15 protein-coding genes are annotated in these 15336 nt (G+C 71.8%); 1 reads left to right on the top strand and 14 read right to left on the bottom strand.

Annotated features, from left to right (window positions below; all coding sequences use genetic code 11):
- Positions 1 to 6 precede the first annotated feature (6 nt).
- The 13 genes from hfq to ACFQZY_RS06220 all read right to left on the bottom strand — a co-directional run bounded on the left by hfq (position 7) and on the right by ACFQZY_RS06220 (position 12491).
- A complete protein-coding gene (hfq, locus tag ACFQZY_RS06280; RefSeq protein WP_377414032.1) occupies positions 7 to 255 on the bottom strand; it encodes an RNA chaperone Hfq in 249 nt (82 codons plus the stop codon).
- A gap of 83 nt (positions 256 to 338) precedes the next feature.
- On the bottom strand, positions 339 to 1676 hold the full coding sequence (gene der, locus ACFQZY_RS06275) for a ribosome biogenesis GTPase Der (protein WP_377414029.1): 1338 nt from the start codon (positions 1674 to 1676) through the stop codon (positions 339 to 341).
- Entirely contained in the window at positions 1677 to 2837 is a 1161-nt protein-coding gene (bamB, locus tag ACFQZY_RS06270; protein ID WP_377414027.1) for an outer membrane protein assembly factor BamB, read from the bottom strand.
- On the bottom strand, positions 2834 to 3508 hold the full coding sequence (locus ACFQZY_RS06265; RefSeq protein WP_377414025.1) for a YfgM family protein: 675 nt from the start codon (positions 3506 to 3508) through the stop codon (positions 2834 to 2836). The genes bamB and ACFQZY_RS06265 overlap by 4 nt, the downstream gene beginning before the upstream one ends.
- A gap of 45 nt (positions 3509 to 3553) precedes the next feature.
- Complete coding sequence (hisS, locus tag ACFQZY_RS06260) at positions 3554 to 4864, bottom strand: histidine--tRNA ligase (protein WP_377414023.1); 1311 nt, start codon at positions 4862 to 4864, stop codon at positions 3554 to 3556.
- A 10-nt stretch (positions 4865 to 4874) separates the two neighbouring features.
- The gene (ispG, locus tag ACFQZY_RS06255; protein WP_377414021.1) at positions 4875 to 6143 is read right to left on the bottom strand and encodes a flavodoxin-dependent (E)-4-hydroxy-3-methylbut-2-enyl-diphosphate synthase; all 1269 of its coding nucleotides are present in this window, start codon (positions 6141 to 6143) and stop codon (positions 4875 to 4877) included.
- Between the two features lie 2 nt (positions 6144 to 6145).
- Complete coding sequence (locus ACFQZY_RS06250) at positions 6146 to 6766, bottom strand: helix-turn-helix domain-containing protein (protein WP_377414019.1); 621 nt, start codon at positions 6764 to 6766, stop codon at positions 6146 to 6148.
- A complete protein-coding gene (gene pilW / locus ACFQZY_RS06245) occupies positions 6759 to 7565 on the bottom strand; it encodes a type IV pilus biogenesis/stability protein PilW (protein ID WP_377414016.1) in 807 nt (268 codons plus the stop codon). Before pilW ends, ACFQZY_RS06250 begins: the two co-directional genes overlap by 8 nt.
- Positions 7562 to 8698 (bottom strand): 23S rRNA (adenine(2503)-C(2))-methyltransferase RlmN, encoded by a 1137-nt coding sequence (gene rlmN, locus ACFQZY_RS06240; protein WP_377414014.1) that lies wholly within the window; start codon positions 8696 to 8698, stop codon positions 7562 to 7564. The genes pilW and rlmN overlap by 4 nt, the downstream gene beginning before the upstream one ends.
- 21 nt (positions 8699 to 8719) lie before the next feature.
- Complete coding sequence (ndk, locus tag ACFQZY_RS06235; protein ID WP_377414012.1) at positions 8720 to 9145, bottom strand: nucleoside-diphosphate kinase; 426 nt, start codon at positions 9143 to 9145, stop codon at positions 8720 to 8722.
- 88 nt (positions 9146 to 9233) lie between these two features.
- Positions 9234 to 10517, bottom strand: a complete 1284-nt coding sequence (gene rluB / locus ACFQZY_RS06230; RefSeq protein WP_377414010.1) for a 23S rRNA pseudouridine(2605) synthase RluB — start codon at positions 10515 to 10517, stop codon at positions 9234 to 9236.
- A complete protein-coding gene (scpB, locus tag ACFQZY_RS06225; RefSeq protein WP_377414008.1) occupies positions 10514 to 11338 on the bottom strand; it encodes an SMC-Scp complex subunit ScpB in 825 nt (274 codons plus the stop codon). The genes rluB and scpB overlap by 4 nt, the downstream gene beginning before the upstream one ends.
- A 133-nt stretch (positions 11339 to 11471) precedes the next feature.
- On the bottom strand, positions 11472 to 12491 hold the full coding sequence (locus ACFQZY_RS06220) for an RluA family pseudouridine synthase (protein ID WP_377414006.1): 1020 nt from the start codon (positions 12489 to 12491) through the stop codon (positions 11472 to 11474).
- A 28-nt stretch (positions 12492 to 12519) separates the two neighbouring features.
- Here ACFQZY_RS06220 and ACFQZY_RS06215 point away from each other — a divergent pair, with 28 nt between their 5' ends.
- Positions 12520 to 13332 (top strand): outer membrane protein assembly factor BamD, encoded by an 813-nt coding sequence (locus tag ACFQZY_RS06215; RefSeq protein WP_377414004.1) that lies wholly within the window; start codon positions 12520 to 12522, stop codon positions 13330 to 13332.
- Here the strand turns inward: ACFQZY_RS06215 and ACFQZY_RS06210 are convergent.
- The gene (locus tag ACFQZY_RS06210) at positions 13295 to 15316 is read right to left on the bottom strand and encodes an ATP-dependent DNA helicase (RefSeq protein ID WP_377414002.1); all 2022 of its coding nucleotides are present in this window, start codon (positions 15314 to 15316) and stop codon (positions 13295 to 13297) included. The genes ACFQZY_RS06215 and ACFQZY_RS06210 overlap by 38 nt on opposite strands.
- Positions 15317 to 15336: the final 20 nt, after the last annotated feature.

Below are 15336 nucleotides of genomic sequence, written 5' to 3'. Positions count from 1 at the left end.
GCGCCGTCAGGCGGCGGGGGTCTCCTGGCTCTCCGCCGCGTTGAAATTCACGGCGCGCCCGGGGACGATGGTGGAAATCGCGTGCTTGTAGACCATCTGCGTCACGGTGTTTCGCAGGAGGACCACATACTGGTCGAAGGACTCGATCTGACCCTGCAGCTTGATGCCGTTGACCAGGTAGATCGACACGGGCACATGCTCCCGGCGCAGGGTGTTCAGGAAGGGGTCTTGGAGGAGTTGCCCTTTATTGCTCACGATATTCTCCGTGTTAAGTGATTGTGTTCGGGAAGCCCCACCTTACCACAGCAAAGCTGCCGCGCAAGTAATCGTTGCGCGGCTCACTCCTTGTCCGCGTAGGGGTTCTTGGAGGTCTTCATCTCGATGCGCAGGGGCGTGCCGATCAGGTTGAACTCCTTGCGGAAGCGGCCCTCGAGGAAACGCTTGTAGGCGTCGGTCACGTGCTCCAGCGAGTTGCCGTGGACCACGATCACCGGCGGGTTCATGCCGCCCTGGTGCGCGTAGCGCAGCTTGGGGCGGAACATGCCGGCGCGCTTGGGCGACTGGAACTGCACCGCCTCCAGCAGCAGGCGGGTGAGCACGGGCGTGGGCATCTTGACCATGGCCGACTTGTGGGCGGCGCTGATGGACTGCCACACCGGGCCCAGGCCCTGGCGCTTCTTGGCCGAGATGAAGTGCAGCGCGGCGAACTTCAGGAAGGCCAGGCGCTGCTCGATCTGGCGCTGCAGCTGTTCGCGCTGGTAGTCGTCCACCGCGTCCCATTTGTTGACGGCGATGACCACCGAGCGGCCCGACTCGAGGATGTAGCCCGCGATGTGGGCGTCCTGGTCGGTCACGCCCTGGGTGGCGTCGAGCAGCAGCAGGACTACGTTGGCCGATTCGATGGCCTGCAGCGTCTTGACCACCGAGAACTTCTCGATCGCCTCGAAGACCTTGCCCTTGCGGCGCAGGCCGGCGGTGTCGATCAGCTCGTACTTCTGGCCGGCGCGCTCGAAGGGCACCGAGATCGCGTCGCGGGTGGTGCCCGGCATGTCGAAGGCGACCAGGCGCTCCTCCCCGAGCCAGGTGTTGATCAGGGTGGACTTGCCGACGTTGGGCCGGCCGGCGACGGCCAGCTTGATGAGGCTTTCGTCGACTTCGCCCTCCTCGTCGTCGGGCTCGGGCAGGCCCAGCTGGTCCAGCGCGATCTCGACCATGCCGCGGATGCCCTGGCCGTGGGCCGCCGAGACGGCCAGCACCTCACCCAGGCCCAGCTCGTAGAACTCGGCGAGCTGGTGGCCCTCCTTCATGCCCTCGGCCTTGTTGGCCACGAGGACGGTGGGCTTGCCCAGCTTGCGCAGGTAGTTGCCGATGTCGTGGTCCTGCGCGGACAGGCCGGCGCGGGCGTCGACGACGAAGATCACGACGTCGGCCTCGGCCACGGCCTGGCGGGTCTGCCGGGCCATCTCGACATAGATGCCGCTCTCGGCGGTGGGTTCGAAGCCGCCGGTGTCGATGACGATGAACTCGCGCTTGCCCAGGCGCGCGTTGCCGTAGTGGCGGTCGCGCGTGAGGCCGGCGAAGTCGGCCACGATGGCGTCGCGCGACTTGGTCAGGCGGTTGAAGAGGGTCGATTTGCCGACATTGGGGCGGCCGACCAGGGCGACGACGGGTTTCATTTACTCGGGGATGAAGCCGTGGACACCGCCATTGCGGGTGACCACGACCAGGGTGTTGCCGGCGAGCACCGGGGCGGCCGCGATGGCCGAGCCGTCGGTGGACAGGCGCTGGCGCAGGCTGCCGTCCTCGCGGGACAGCAGGTGCACGTAGCCGAAGGCATCGCCGATGGCCACGGTGCGACCGAGCATCAGCGGGGTGGAGAGGCCGCGCTGCAGCAGGGCCTCGTGGGTCCAGGCGCGCTCGCCGCTGTCGCGGCGCCAGGCGATGACCTTGCCGTCCCACTCGGTGCCGACGACCAGGCGGTCGTCGCCGGTGAGGCCCTCGGCGCCGTTGGCGCTGCGGGTCCAGGCCAGCTGGCCGCGGCGGGTGTCGACGCAGCCGACGGCCGACTGGAAGGCGCGGGCGCAGACACTGTCGCCCACGCGGCTGGTGCGGCCGACGAGGTCGACCAGGCGCTCGACGTCGTTGGTGCCGCGCGAGGTGGCGATGCCGGACTCCCAGCGGATCGCACCGGTCAGCGGGTTGAGGCCGGCGAGGCGGCCGCCCTGCCCCGCCACCAGCGTGTCGCCCACGGCCAGGAGCACGCCAGCCTGGCGCAGCACCAGCGCCTCGCCCGGGCGCTGCTGCGTCCAGAGCTTGCGGCCGTTGGCGGCGTCGAAGGCATGGATCGAGCGGTCGGCCGCGAGCACGAACACGCGCCCGCCGGCCACCAGGGGCGCGGTGAAGGACTGCACGCCCAGCGGCTGGCGCCAGGCAGGCTGGCCGGCGGACAGGACCACCAGTTCGTTGCCGCGGGTGACGACCGCAGCGAGCGGGCCGTCGCTGCCGACGCCGGCCGACAGCGCGCCACCGGCGGAACCGCGCCAGCGCTCGGCACCGGTGGCGGCGTCGAAGGCGGCGACGGTGCCGTCACCGGCAGCGGCCACAACCAGGCCGGCCGCGGGCTGCAGCGTCAGCGGGAAATCGACGCGGCCGATGCGGGCCGTCCAGGCCTGGCGCACCGGCTGCAGGTTCGGGTTGGGCTGGAGCTCGGCGGGCTTGAGCGCACCGCCGGAGCCGCCCAGGAAGCTGGGCATCCACGCACAGCCCGCCAATGCGGCGGCCGCGGCGGCCACGGCCAGGCCGCGGGCGATGCGCGCGCGCGTCGGGCGGGCGGTCATTTCGCGGGCGCGGCGGGCGCCGCGGCGGTGACGGCCTCGCCGCCCAGGGCGGTGAGCTTGACTTCCACCAGGCGGCGGTAGTCGTTGCGCGCATCCAGGCCGGCCAGCGCCTTCTTGTATTCGGCCTTGGCCGCATCCTTCTTGCCTTGCAGCTGGAGGATGTCGCCGCGACGGTCGGCGGCCAGCGCGGCGAACGCGGCCGGCAGGCCGGCGTCGAGCTGGCGCAGGGCGTCGTCATAGGCCTTCGCATCGGCCAGCAGGCCGGCCAGGCGCAGGCGGGCGACGGCCTTCAGGCCGTCGTCCGACGACTTCTCGGCCACCCAGCCCAGGGCGGCCTTGGCCGCATCGCCCTTGCCGCCCTCGGCCAGCGCGCGGCCGGCCAGCAGGCCAGCCTGCGCGGCGTACGTGGTGCCGCCGAACTTGTCCTTGATGTCAGCGAAGGCACGCTCGACCCGGGCCATCTCGCCGGACTGGGCGGCGCGGTCGACCTCGGCGAACAGCGCCGAGGCCTGGGCGGCCTGGCGGTTCTGCCACCAGTGCCAGCCGTTCCAGGCCGCGACGGCGCCGAAGGCGACGATCAGCACCCAGGTGATCAGGTTGCCGTACTTGTTCCAGAAGTGCTTGATCTCGGCAAGCTGCTCCTGTTCTTCGAGGTCGAGGTGAGAGGCCATGGGGTATCGGAAGTGTGCGCGCGATTGTAGTGACGGGCCCGGGCCTCAGGCCTTGAGGCTGGCGGCCCAGGCCGCCGGGCTGGCGAGCGGCTGGCGCGACTGGGCGCCGGCGCCGTCCCGCAGCGACTTGACGGTGACCTCGCCGGCGGCGAGCTCGTCGCCGCCGAAGATCAGGCCATAGCGCGCACCGCTGGCGTCGGCCTTCTTGAACTGGGACTTCATGCTGCCCATGCCCTCGGCGCCGGCGGCGTGCATCTGCACGCTCACGCCGGCGGCGCGCAGCGCCTGCAGCAGCCTGAGGACCTGCGGCATGGCCGCGGCGTCGGGGACGATGGCATAGGCGTCGGGCGCGTGGGCCGGCGCCTGCGCGCCCTGCTCCTTCAGCAGCTCCAGCACCCGTTCCACGCCCAGCGCCCAGCCCACGGCCGGCGCAGGCTTGCCGCCGATCTGGCCGATCAGGTAGTCGTAGCGGCCCCCGGCGCAGATGGTGCCCTGGGAGCCCAGGCGGTCGGTCACGAACTCGAACACCGTGAGGTTGTAGTAGTCCATGCCGCGCACCAGGCGCGGGTTTACCGTGTAGGGGATGCCGTTGGCTTCGAGGATGGCCTTGACGCCATGGAAGTGCGCCAGGGACTGCTCGCCAAGGAAGTCGATCAGGCGCGGCGCGCCCTCGACCATCGCCTGCATCGCCGGGTTCTTGGTGTCCAGGATGCGCAGCGGGTTGGAATGCAGGCGGCGCTTCGCGTCGTCGTCGAGCAGGTCGGCGTGGCGCTCCAGGTAGGCGATCAGCTCGGCGCGGTGCTGGCGGCGCTCCTCGGGCTGGCCCAGGCTGTTCAGCTCCAGCCGCCAGTCGGTCAGGCCCAGCTCGCGCCACAGGGCGCAGGCCAGCAGGATGATCTCGGCGTCGACGTCGGGGCCGGCGAAGCCCAGGGCCTCGGCGCCGATCTGGTGGAACTGGCGGTAGCGGCCCCGCTGCGGGCGCTCGTGGCGGAACATCGGGCCCATGTAGTACAGCCGCTTGCCGCCGTCGTAGAGCATGTTGTGCTCGTTGACCGCGCGCACCACGCCGGCGGTGGCCTCGGGGCGCAGCGTGAGCTGCTCGCCGTTGAGGCGGTCCTCGAAGGAGTACATCTCCTTCTCGACGATGTCGGTCACCTCGCCCAGGCCGCGCACGAACAGTGCGGTCGGCTCGACGATGGGGGTGCGGATGTTGCGGTAGGCGTAGCGCGCCATCAGCGAGCGCACCCGGTCCTCCAGCCACTCCCACTGCGCCGAGACCGGCGGCAGGATGTCGTTCATGCCCTTGACGGCGGCCAGGGGCGTTGCCTTTGCGGCGTTGTTGTTCTTCTCGGTCATGGAAAGGAAATCAGGCCGCCCCGGCGGAGCCGAAGCGCTTCTCGATGTAGTTCTCGACGATCTGCTGGAATTCGGCGGCGATGCCCTCGCCGCGCAGGGTCAGGGCCTTCTGGCCGTCGATGAAGACGGGCGCGGCCGGGGCCTCGCCGGTCCCGGGCAGGCTGATGCCGATGTCGGCATGCTTGCTCTCGCCGGGGCCGTTGACGATGCAGCCCATGACGGCCACCTTGAGCTGCTCGACGCCGGGGTAGCGCTGGCGCCACACCGGCATCTGCAGGCGAAGGAAGTCGTCGATCTGCTTGGCCAGCTCCTGGAAGGTGGTGCTGGTGGTGCGCCCGCAACCGGGGCAGGCGGTGACGCTGGGCACGAACACGCGCAGGCCCAGGGCCTGCAGGATCTCGGAGGCGATCACCACCTCCTGCGTGCGCGACTCGCCCGGCTGCGGCGTGAGCGAGACCCGGATGGTGTCGCCGATGCCTTCCTGCAGCAGGATGCCCATGGCCACGCTGGACGCCACCGTGCCTTTGGTGGCCATGCCGGCCTCGGTCAGGCCCAGGTGCAGGGCGTAGTCGCAGCGCGCGGCCAGTGCGCGGTAGACGGAGATCAGGTCCTGCACGCCGCTGACCTTGCAGGACAGCAGGATCTGGTTCGGGTCCATGCCCAGGGACTCGGCCAGCTTGGCCGAGTCGATGGCGGAAGTGACCAGCGCCTCGTACATCACGGCCTTGGCATCCCAGGGCTGCGCGCGGCGGCTGTTGTCGTCCATCATCTGCGCGAGCAGGTCGGGGTCCAGGCTGCCCCAGTTCACGCCGATGCGCACCGGCTTGTCCCAGCGCATGGCGGCCTCGACCATCTGCGCGAACTGCTTGTCCTTCTTGTCGCCGCGGCCCACGTTGCCGGGGTTGATGCGGTACTTGGACAGCGTCTCGGCGCAGGCCGGGAACTCGGTGAGCAGGCGATGGCCGTTGTAATGGAAGTCGCCCACCAGCGGCACGTCGATGCCCATGCGATCGAGCTGCTCGCGGATGTAGGGCACCTGCTGGGCGGCTTCGGGCGTGTTGACCGTGATGCGCACGACCTCGGAGCCGGCCTGGGCCAGCTCCTTGACCTGGATCGCGGTGGCGATGGCGTCCTGCGTGTCGGTGTTGGTCATCGACTGCACGCGCACCGGCGCATCGCCGCCCACCGTGACCACGCGGGAGCCCCAGGCGATGCGCGCCTGGCGCGAGCGGCGCGGCGCGGGCGCGGCGGCGGTGATGGGCAGGCAGGGCTGGTCCATGCTCACCTCGAGGCGGCGGGCAGCGCCGGCGTGACGGTCTCGACCGCGAGGCCGGGCGTGCTGGCGGCCGGCAGGGCCGGCGTGACGGATTCGGAGACCTGGCCCGCCGTGGCGGCCGGCTCGGAGGCGGCGGGCTGCGGCGCGGAGGCGGCCGGGGACGTCACCGGCGCCTCGCGGCGCAGCGGCACCGCCAGCAGCACCACCGCGGCCACGAGCAGGGCCAGCGCCACCAGCACCGGCGGGCGGCCCAGCCACTCGCGCCAGCCGCCGGAGGCGACCTCGCCCGGTTCCTCGAAGCGCTCGTTGAGCGAGTCGCGGTCGGTGCGCAGGTGCGGCGCGCCCTGCGGCAGGGCCGCGAGCAGCGGCGCCGGGTCGACCTTGAGCTGGCGGCAGATGCTGGCCGTCAGCGCGCGGGCGAAGGTCAGGTCGGGCAGCTGGTCGAGCCGGTCGGACTCGAGGGCCTCGAGCTGGCGGCTGGGGACCTTGAGGGCCGCGGCCAGCGCCGTCACGTGCACGCCCTGGGCCTCGCGGGCCGCGCGCAGCATGGCGCCTGCGCCGCCCGCACCGAAGGTGCTGCTGGCGGCGGAGGGGGTCAGGTTGTCGGCCTGGGCCGAATCATTCATCAAAGGCTCCACGGTCGTACGCCACCAGTTCTCGGGACTGGGGGTAGCGTTTTCTGAGTTGGTCGCCGAGCTGCTGCATGGCGACGCGGTCGCCGATGCGCTGCTCGACCCGGATGCCGAGCCACAGCGATTCAGCATTCGCGAATTCGCTGTTGTTCAGGCGCCGGATGTAGAACTGGGCCCGCTCGAGCTCGCCGCGCAGGAGCAGCAGGCGCGAGAGGTTGTAGCCGGTCACCGGGTTGGCCGCGTCCAGCTCGTAGGAGCGGGCGAGGCTGCGCTCGGCGTCGCCATTGCGCCCGGCGCGGGCCAGGCACAGGCCCTGGGCCATGAAGGTCTTGGCGCGGCCGGTGTAGGTGGGGTTGGCCAGCGCCTGCTCGAACGCCTGCAGGGCCTCGGCATGGCGCGCCTGCTGGCACATGAGCCAGCCGTAGTTGTGCAGGGTGTCGCCGTCGCGCGAGTCCAGGGCCAGGGCGCGGCGGAAGCTGTCCTCGGCCTGGCGCAGGTCGGCCAGGCGCATGTAGATCAGGCCGCGCAGGTTGTAGGCCGGGGCGAAGCTCGGGTCGCTGGCCAGCACCTGCTTGATCTCGTCGAGCGCGATCGGCGTGCGGCCCTCCTCGAAGTAGCCGACGGCCAGCTCCAGGCGGATGCGGGCGCGGCGGCGCTCGGGAGATTCGTCGGACTCGGTGACCGGGTCGTTGCGGGCGCCCGCGCCCTGGGGGACGTTGCCGCAGCCGGTCAGGCTGCCCAGGATCGCGGCCAGGCCCAGGACCAGGGCCACGGTACGCGTGCGACGGATCATGCAGAACCCTCCTTCACCGGCTTGAGCATCACGGTGCGCTGCTGCGCGATGCGCTCGCCCACGCGGGTGCGGTCCTTGACGTCGCCGGCCAGCTGGCCACAGGCGGCGTCGATGTCGTCCCCTCGTGTCTTGCGCACGGTGGTGACGATACCAGCATCGCTGAGCATCTTGGCGAAGGCGAGCACCTGTTTCTGCGGCGAGCGCGACAGGCCGGAAGCCGGGAAGGGATTGAACGGGATCAGGTTCAGCTTGCACGACACGCCGCGGCCGCCGTGGTGGCGCACCAGGTCGATCAGGGCGCGGGCGTGCTCGGGCTGGTCGTTGACGCCCTCGAGCATGCAGTACTCGAAGGTGATGAAGTCGCGCGGGGCGTGCTCGAGGTAGCGGTTGCAGGCGTCGAGCAGTTCGGCCAGCGGGTACTTGCGATTGAGCGGCACCAGGTTGTCGCGCAGCGGGTCGGTGGGCGCGTGCAGGGAGACCGCCAGGGCGACCGGGCAGTCCTGCGCCAGCCGGTCCATCATCGGCACGACGCCCGAGGTGGAGACGGTGACGCGCCGGCGCGACAGGCCGTAGCCGTGGTCGTCCAGCATGGTGCGCAGCGCGGGCACCAGGGCGGCGTAGTTCTGCAGCGGCTCGCCCATGCCCATCATCACGACGTTGGAGATGACGCGCTCGCTCGTGCCCAGGTGCTTGCGCAGGAAGTGCTCGGCGAACCAGAGCTGGGCAATGATCTCGCCGGTGCTCAGGTTGCGGGCAAAGCCCTGGTGGCCGGTGGAGCAGAAACGGCAGCCCACGGCGCAGCCGGCCTGGGAGGAGATGCACAGCGTGCCGCGGTCGTCCTCGGGGATGAACACGGACTCGACGGCATTGCCACCGCCGACGTCGAACAGCCACTTGATGGTGCCGTCCGAAGACTCTTGTTGGGTGATGACCGGCAGGCCCTCGATGCGGGCGGCGGTCTGGAGCTTGCCCCGCAGGGACTTCGCCAGATCGGTCATCTGGTCGAAGCTGGAGGCGCCCCGCTGGTGGATCCAGCGATACAGCTGGGTGGCGCGGAAGCGCTTCTCACCCAGCGTTTCGCAAAACGCGGCCAAGCCCTCCAGGTCGAAGTCGAGAAGGTTGGCCGTCGTCATTGCATTGCGGTCGCCCGCGGATTAACGCGAGTAGACGTTCATGCCGGGGAAGAAGAAGGCAACTTCCACAGCGGCGGTTTCGGGGGCGTCGGAGCCGTGCACGGCGTTGGCGTCGATGCTGTCGGCGAAGTCGGCGCGGATGGTGCCCTTCTCGGCCTTCTTCGGGTCGGTCGCGCCCATCAGGTCACGGTTCTTGGCGATGGCGTTCTCGCCTTCCAGGGCCTGGATCATGACGGGGCCGGAGACCATGAAGTCCACCAGGTCCTTGAAGAACGGGCGGGCCTTGTGCACGGCGTAGAACTGCTCGGCTTCGCCGCGCGACAGGTGCACCATCTTGGCGGCGATGATCTTCAGGCCGGCGCCTTCGAAGCGGGAGTAGATCTGGCCGATGACGTTCTTGGCGACGGCGTCGGGCTTGATGATGGACAGGGTGCGTTCGATAGCCATTGGATTTCTTTCCTGAGCGTGGATGAATGGAATTGCCGCGGACCCGAAAGTTCGGCAAAGCCCGCAATTTTAACCTTGGGGAAAAACCTTAGCGGCCGCGGCCGCGACGATTGCCGCCACCACCGCCCTGGCCGCCGCCGCGCGGGCCGCCGGGGCCCTGCTGGCGCTGGCGGGTGAAGCTGTCGGCGCCGATGTAGCCGAAGGAGGTCTTCATCGGGTCGGGCTGGCCGCCGCCGGACTTGCCGCCACCGGCGCCGGCACCGCCGCCCCCCGCCTTGCCGCGGCGCTGCTGCCCGCCGCCGTCGCGCGGCATGCCGCCGGGCTGGCCGCCCCGGTTGCGGCCCTGGGGACCGCCGCGGCGGTCCGGCGGCGGGCGCTTGCCGCGGCGCGCGGCGTCGCCGCCCTCGCCCCGGGCCGGCGCCTCGGCGCCCGCGGCCTTCATCAGCTCGCGGATGTCACGCTCGTCCAGCTCCATCCAGGCGCCGCGCTTGAGGCCGCGCGGCAGCACCATGGCGCCGTAGCGGATGCGGATCAGGCGGCTGACCGCATGGCCCACGGTCTCGAACAGGCGGCGCACCTCGCGGTTGCGGCCCTCGGAGATGGTGACGCGGTACCAGGCGTTGGCGCCCTCCCCGCCCCCGTCCTCGATGGAGCCGAAGGCGGCCGGGCCGTCGTCCAGCTGGACGCCGTCGAGCAGCTTCTGCTTCTCCTCGTTGCTCAGGGCGCCCAGCACGCGCACGGCGTACTCGCGCTCGAGGCCGAAGCGCGGGTGCATCAGCTTGTTGGCCAGCTCGCCCGAGCTGGTGAACAGCAGCAGGCCCTCGGTGTTCAGGTCGAGGCGGCCGACCGACTGCCACTTGCCCTGCTGCAGACGCGGCAGCTTGCGGAACACGGTCGGGCGATTCTGCGGGTCGTCATGGGTGACGACCTCGCCCACCGGCTTGTGGTAGGCGATCACTCGGGCCGGCGGCGGCGCGATGCGCACGCGGATCGGCTTGCCGTTGACCTTGATCTGGTCGCCCCACTGGATGCGCTGGCCGATGTGGGCGGGCTCGTTGTTCACCGAGATCCGGCCCTCCATGATCAGCTGCTCCATCTCCAGGCGCGAGCCCAGGCCGGCCTGGGCCAGCACCTTGTGCAGCTTGGGGGAGTCGGCCTGGGGGGCGAGCACGCGCTTGGCGGGGCCGGCGTCGTCGGCCGCCGCGTCCTGGGCGTCGAACTCACCGGACACCACGTCCTCGAAACGCACGGCCTCGGCCGGCTGGCCGGGCGCGGCGCCCGCAGGCTGGGCCGGCGCGGCTTCGGCGGCGGGCGTGGAGTCGGCCTCGGGCAGGTCGGGCGTGGAGCCCTCGTCGGGCAGGGTATCGGTCATGGTGTTCCAGGTTCGGTCGCGGGCGCGGAAGGCTCCGCGTCGGGCACGGGCCCGGCGGCCCGCGCAGTCTCAGGGTTATCGGGGGTGTCGGGCGCGGCCTCGTCGCCGTCGGCATCGACCAGCGCGAGCTGCGCGCCGGCCTGCGCCGGGTCGGCACCGGAGCCGGCGGCCTGGGGCTCGGGCGCCTGGGCGGCTTCGACGGTCCCGGCGGGCGCGACGGCCTCGGGCCCGCCCTCCGCGGACAGCCCCAGGTCGCCCTGCGCGGGCGGCTCGTCGCCGGCCAGCTGCGCCATCAGCTGGGCCTGGTGGGAGGGGCTCTCCAGCTCGGGCAGCTGGTCCAGCGAGGACAGGCCCAAATCGTCCAGGAACTGGCGGGTGGTGGCATACAGCGAGGGGCGGCCCGGGGCCTCCCGGTGGCCGATGACCTCCACCCAGCCGCGGTCCTCCAGCTGCTTGAGGATCAGGGAGTTGATGGTCACGCCCCGGATGTCCTCCATGTCCCCGCGCGTCACCGGCTGGCGGTAGGCGATGATGGCCAGCGTCTCCAGCGCGGCGCGGGTGTACTTGGGCGGCTTCTCGGGGTGCAGGCGGTCGAGGTACTCGCGCATCTCGGGACGGCTCTGGAAGCGCCAGCCGCTGGCCACGCTGACCAGCTCCACGCCGCGCGGCGTCCATTCGTCCTGCAGGTCCTGCAACAGGGCCTTGACCGTGTCGGCGCCGAGCTCGTCGTCGAACAGGGTACGCATCTCGCGCAGCGTCAGCGGCTGGTGCGAGCAGATCAGGGCCGTTTCCAGGACGCGCTTGGCATCCGAGGTGTTCATGTTCGCGTCACGAAGGAAGGTGCCGCGGGGCGCGGCGGGCCGAGGAGCGAGGGCCTCGGGCATCCGGGTGGCGGGAGGGCTGCCCGCGGGGCGTCGGCCGCCTGGGATCGGGGCCGCTCAGGCGCCTTGCGGGTCAGGGCGAAAGCGCCGGGGCATTGTAACGCAGCCCCCAGGCGGCGAGGCCCGCCGCGAGGTCCGCCGGCAACGGGGCGTGGAAGGCCAGCGGCTGGCCCGTCGCCGGGTGGGTGAAGGCCAGCCGGAAGGCGTGGAGAGCCTGCCGCGCCAGGCCCGCGGCGGGCGCACCGCCGTACAGCGTGTCGGCCACCAGCGGGTGCCCGATGTGGGCCATGTGGACGCGGATCTGGTGGGTGCGGCCGGTGCGCAGGCTGGCACGCACCAGGCAGCCCGTATCCGCATTGCCCAGGAGCTCGAACAGGGTCTGGGCCGGCTTGCCGGCGTCGCGCGCCAGGTCGACCACCGCCATGCGCAGCCGGTTGGCCGGGTCGCGGCCGATCGGCGCGTCGACCTCGCGCGCCTGCGGCCCCGACCAGGGCCGGTGGGCCAGCGCCAGGTACTGGCGCGACACCTCGCGCGCGGCGATCAGCCGCACCAGCGCCTCCATCGTCGCCCGGTCGCGGGCCACCACCATCAGGCCGCTGGTGTCCTTGTCGAGCCGGTGCACGATGCCGGCGCGCGGCAGCTGCGCGGCGCGCGGGTCGCGCGCCAGCAGGCCGTTGAGGAGGGTGCCGCGCCAGTTGCCGGGCGCAGGGTGCACCACCAGGCCGGCGGGCTTGTTCACCACGAGCAGGTGGGCGTCCTCGTGCACCACGTCCAGGTCCATGGCCTCGGGCACGAAGGCCTGGCTTTGCGGCGTGGGGCGCAGTTCCACCTCGCCCAGGTCGCCGGCCCGCACCTTCTGCGCGCTGCGTGTGACCGGCCGGCCGGCGATGCGCACCGCGCCGTCCTCCACGAGCTGCTGCAGGTAGCTGCGCGAGAACTCCGGCACCAGCGCGGCGAGCGCGCGGTCCAGGCGCTGGCCGTGCCATTCGGGGGCGATGCGAAAGGGCCGGATCTCGCTGTCCGCGCCCGCGTCCGGGGCCTCGCCGGAGGCCGTTTCCTCCCCGGTGTCGAGGGGGTCGGTCGATATAATCAAAGTGCCCTTTTTCTTGAAAGCCTGCGCGATGCTGCGTGCGAAATTATCGGCGGTCCCCGCCCTGTTGCTGGCCGCCGGCCTCACGTTGCTGGCCGGGTGCGCGTCCACCTCGGACGACAAGACCGCCAACTGGAGCCCGAACCGCATCTACGCCGAGGCCAAGGACGAGATGGCGGCCAACGCCTACGAGAAGGCGATCCAGCTGTACGAAAAGCTCGAGGGCCGCGCCGCCGGCACGCCGCTGGCGCAGCAGGCCCAGGTGGAAAAGGCCTACGCGCAGTGGCGCGCCGGCGACGCGGCCGAGGCCATCGCCACGCTGGACCGGTTCATGCGCCTGCACCCCGCCAGCCCCGGCGTGGATTACGCGCTGTACCTCAAGGGCCTGGTGAACTTCAACGACAACCTCGGCCTGTTCTCCTGGATCGCGCGCCAGGACCTGTCCGAGCGTGACCAGAAGGCCGCCAAGGAATCCTTCGAGGCCTTCAAGGACCTGGTGACGCGCTTTCCCCAGTCCAAGTACGCACCCGACGCCCAGGCCCGCCTCGTCTACATCGTGAACTCGCTGGCGCAGTACGAGGTGCATGTCGCCCGCTACTACTACAGCCGCGGCGCCTACGTGGCCGCCATCAGCCGGGCCCAGGCCGCCGTCTCCGAGTACCAGAACGTGCCCGCCGTCGAGGAGGCCCTGGCCCTGCTGGTCAAGTCCTACGAGGCCCTGAAGCTGACCCAGCTGGCCGACGACACCCGCCGCGTGCTCGCCGCCAGCTTCCCGGCCAGCGTCCACCTCGGCGGCCCGGGCGCCGTCACGGCGCCCAAGGATCCGTGGTGGAAGCTCTGGTGAGCGCCAGCGCGTCGAGCGCCGCCGCGTAATCCTCCGGCGTCGACAGGCGCCGCATCGGCGGCAGCGCCGCCAGCAGCCGCCGGCCATACCCCATCGAGACCAGGCGGCTGTCGCACAGCACCAGCAGGCCGCGGTCGGACTCGCGGCGGATCAGCCGCCCCGCCCCCTGCTTGAGCGCCACCGCCGCCTCGGGCACGTAGTAGGCGTTGAAGGCGTTGCGGCCTGTGGCCTCGAGCCGCTGGGAGCGCGCCTCCACCAGCGGGTCGCCGGGCGGCGGGAACGGCAGCTTGTCGATCAGCACCAGCTCCAGCGCGTCACCGGGGATGTCCACCCCCTCCCAGAACGAGGCCGACGCCACCAGCACGCACCCGGGACGGCCCTGCGTCGCCCCCTCGCGGAACCGCTCGATCAGCCGCCGCTTGGGCCACTGGCCCTGCACCAGCACCTCCAGCTCGCCATCCAGCCGCACCTGCAGCGCGTCGCCGATGGCGCGCAGCGCCCGCAGCGTGGTGGTGAGGACCATGGTGCGCCCGCCCAGGCGGCGTGCGCCCTCCATCGCCAGCGCCGCCACCCGCCCCGGGTGCGCCGGGTCGGCGGGCTTGGGAAAGGGCGAGGGCACGTACAGCGCGGCCTGCCGGGCGTAGTCGAACGGGCTGTCCACCCGCAGCACCTGGGCGTCATGCAGGCCGCAGGGTTCGGTGAACCAGGACAGGCGCGCGTCGTCGCCCAGCGTGGCGGAGGTGAAGACCCAGGCGCGGGAAGTCGCCATCGCACCGCCCTCCTCGTCCACCTTCAGCAGGCGGGTGCGCACCGCCTGCGCGATGTCGAGCGGCGACTCCACCAGCCGCAGCTGCAGGCCGGCGTCGGCCCAGCGCACGGCCTCGTGCGCACAGGGCGCGGCGAAGCGCTCGGCGCGCTGCGCCAGCGAGGCCGAGCGCTCGTGCAGCCGGACGAAGTCGGGGGCGAGCTCGGTGACGGTGTCGAGGGCATCCATGGCCTGGTGGCAGGCCTCGGCCAGGGTCTCGAGGGCCCGCGGCCAGGCGAGCGGGTCGGCGGTGTCGGGGTGCTCGCCGTTCCATGCCAGGCGCAGGGCCGGCCCCGAGGGGGCCACCGCCTGGCGCAGGTCGCGCGCGGCGCGGTCCAGGCGGGCCGCCACCTGCTGCCAGTCGACCAGGCCGCGCGCGAGCTGCAGGCCGGTGGCCAGGAGGTCGCGGCACAGGTCCAGCACCTGCCCGGTCGACAGCTGCGTGCCGAGGAACTGGACGCCAGTCTCATTGAGCTGGTGCGCCTCGTCGAACACCGCCACCCGCACCGTGGGCAGGAGTTCGGCCATGCCCGACTCGCGCACCGACAGGTCGGCGAAGAACAGGTGGTGGTTGATCACGACCACGTCCGCGGCCAGGGCCTCGCGCCGCGCGGCGTTGACGTGGCAGGCGTTGAACTTCGGGCACTGCGCGCCCAGGCAGTTCTCGCGGGTGGAGGTGACCAGGGGAATGACCGCGGAGCGTTCGTCCAGCCCGGGCAGCTCGGCGAGGTCGCCGGTGCGGGTGACCTGCGACCACTCCTCGATCTTGGCCAGGGTCCGCACCGCGGTGCGGTCGGGGAGCATGGCGTCCTCGCGCGCAGCCTGCATGCGGTGCAGGCACAGGTAGCTGGCCCGCCCCTTGAGAAGCGCGGTGCGCACCGGCAGGCCCAGCGCCTCGACCAGGCGCGGCAGGTCGCGCCCATACAGCTGGTCCTGCAGGGTCTTGGTGGCGGTGGACAGCAGCACCCGCTCGCCCGAGAGCAGCGCGGGCACGAGGTAGGAGAAGGTCTTGCCGACGCCGGTGCCGGCCTCGACCACCAGCACCCCGCCGTGCTCGATGGTGCGGGCGACGGCCAGGGCCATCTCGGTCTGGCCCGGCCGGGGCAGGAAATGGTCCGCCGCGCGCGAGAGCGCGCCGCCGGCGGTGAAGGCCTCCAGGACGGCCTGCTCGAGACTCATCGGGGTGCGGCGCCCCTGCG

The sequence above is a fragment of the Ramlibacter sp. GCM10027632 genome, from assembly GCF_042675325.1.
In the GTDB taxonomy this organism is placed as follows: domain Bacteria; phylum Pseudomonadota; class Gammaproteobacteria; order Burkholderiales; family Burkholderiaceae_C; genus Ramlibacter.
Note: the sequence above shows the minus strand (reverse complement) of the source record. Positions and strands in the feature narration are given on the sequence as shown.